This is a genomic window from Gordonia sp. AC31, from assembly GCF_031844505.1.
Lineage (GTDB): Bacteria > Actinomycetota > Actinomycetes > Mycobacteriales > Mycobacteriaceae > Gordonia > Gordonia hongkongensis.
The window spans coordinates 1-1,919 of sequence record NZ_JAUZVK010000067.1; the positions used below are offsets into that span (position 1 = coordinate 1).

Below are 1,919 nucleotides of genomic sequence, written 5' to 3' on the forward strand. Positions count from 1 at the left end.
GATCTCGTCGATGATGATCAGTCGGTAGCGGCGGAGCCGTTTGAGTTCGGCGGCCAGGCGGCCGGTGGTGTGTGCCTCGGTCAGGCGGGTGGCCCATCCGGTGGCGGTGTCGAAGAGCACGGGGTAGGCGTTGTGTGCGGCTTTGATCCCGAGCGCGATCGCGAGGTGGGTTTTTCCCACCCCGGGTGGTCCGAGAAGGATCACGTTGTCGCTCTTGGCGATCCAGGTGCTGGTGGCCAGGTGGGCGATCACATCACGACGCAGTCCTGGAAGGTGGTCGAAGTTGAAGTCCTCGAGTGTTTTGACCGCAGGGAAGCGCGCGCCGCTGATCCGCAGCATGGTGCCGTTGGCTTCGCGTTCGCTGACCTGGCGGTCAAGAATCGCTGCGAGGTACTGCTCGTGGGTCCAGTTGTCGGTGCGGGCCCGCTCGGCCAATTCCGCCCAGCATCGGCGGATCGCTGGCATCTTCAACGCCCGCGCCGCGAACTCGATCCGTTTACCTGTTTGATTGTCGGACACAGTCTTTCACCTTTCAATGCTGGTGGATGTGGTGGGCGGGTGAGCTTGGGGCGGGGTGGCAAAGTTCACCCCGAACAGCTCGTCGTAGTCCGGTAACGCCCGGATCGGCACCTCGTGGCCATCAGGGTGGGCGCGGATGCGGGCGGCGTTTCGGGCCCGGTTGGCGAGGTCTTGGCGGCGGTAATCGCGGCGCAGTTCTTTGGCTGCTCGCACGTGCTGAGGGTCGGCGATGGTGACGTGGTTGGCCCAGCTGCGCGCGTGGTCGGCGACGGTGACCTCGCCGCAGAGGATGCGCACCTGCTGCAGGTCGGCAGTGATGTCGACGAACCGACCGATCACCGACGGGTGCACCGAATAGTCATTGCCGGCTACACGTACGTAGTAGTCGCGACCGAGTCGCACCCGGCTACTCAAGCCGATATGCGGTGCGGTCGGAGGTAGGCCGGTCATCTGCTCGAGGTCCTCGGCGAACACGTCACACGGGCGTCGATCACCGATCGCGCGCACCACTCGGGTGTTGGCATGATCGGCCAGCCACCGATCGAACTGGGCGGTGAAATCGGCCGGTGAGCTGAACTGGCGGCCCGGCAGGAACGAGCTCTCGAAGAACCGGTTGTTGCGTTCGACCATGCCCTTGTACTCGGGGTCTCGCGGTGGCGCCAGCTCCAGCCGCGTACCCAACGTGCCCACGAAGCCGGCCGCCAACGCGGTGGGTGTGCCCTTGGGGCCGATCGCGGCTTCGCGGTCCCACACCAGTTTGCGGGTCACCCCGCCCAGTTGCGACAGCAGCAGCCACATTCCCGTCAGGATGTCTCCGCCCTGGCGAGACGGGATCATCACCGCCGACCGGTACCGGGAGAACGCCAACGTCATCACCAACACCGGTAGCATGGCGAACTGATTGTGGCTCAGAGGGATTCGGTAGTCCGGAAACCACAAATCCCACTGTGAACAGCCGCCGGGCTGATAGATCACCCGATCGGCTGGATCTACCCCACGAAACTCTGGACGAATAGCCCGGACCCGGTCTTTGAGGACCGTCAACGACCTCGTCCACCCAACCCGCTCGGCGATCACCGTCGCCGGCATCGTCGGATACTCCCGCAGCAACGCCCGGATCTGCGGTTCGAACGCGTCGACCGCCGAGCCCGTCGCCGGCCGCGAGTACTTCGGCGCGGTATCCGAAGCCAACGCCGCACGAACGGTGTTGCGGGCCACCCCCAACCGGCGCGCGATCTCCCTGATCGGCACACCCTCACTGCGATGCAAACGGCGGATCTCTGCCCATTGCTCCACTGAAATCACCCTCCTAACAAGACGGGGGGGTCAAAATTCACCCGTCGTCAGGGGGTCAGTTTTCAGGCGTCGTCAACATACGGTGCGTCGGTATCGAAAGACAC

General features: G+C 64.6%; 2 protein-coding genes. Both read right to left on the reverse strand.

Annotated features, from left to right (window positions below; genetic code table 11):
- On the reverse strand, nucleotides 1-519 hold a 519-nt coding region (locus tag Q9R39_RS24550), incomplete at its 3' end, for an ATP-binding protein (RefSeq protein ID WP_311278442.1).
- A 6-nt stretch (nucleotides 520-525) separates the two neighbouring features.
- On the reverse strand, nucleotides 526-1,824 hold the full coding sequence (istA, locus tag Q9R39_RS24555; protein ID WP_165629285.1) for an IS21 family transposase: 1,299 nt from the start codon (nucleotides 1,822-1,824) through the stop codon (nucleotides 526-528).
- Between the last annotated feature and the right edge of the window lie 95 nt (nucleotides 1,825-1,919).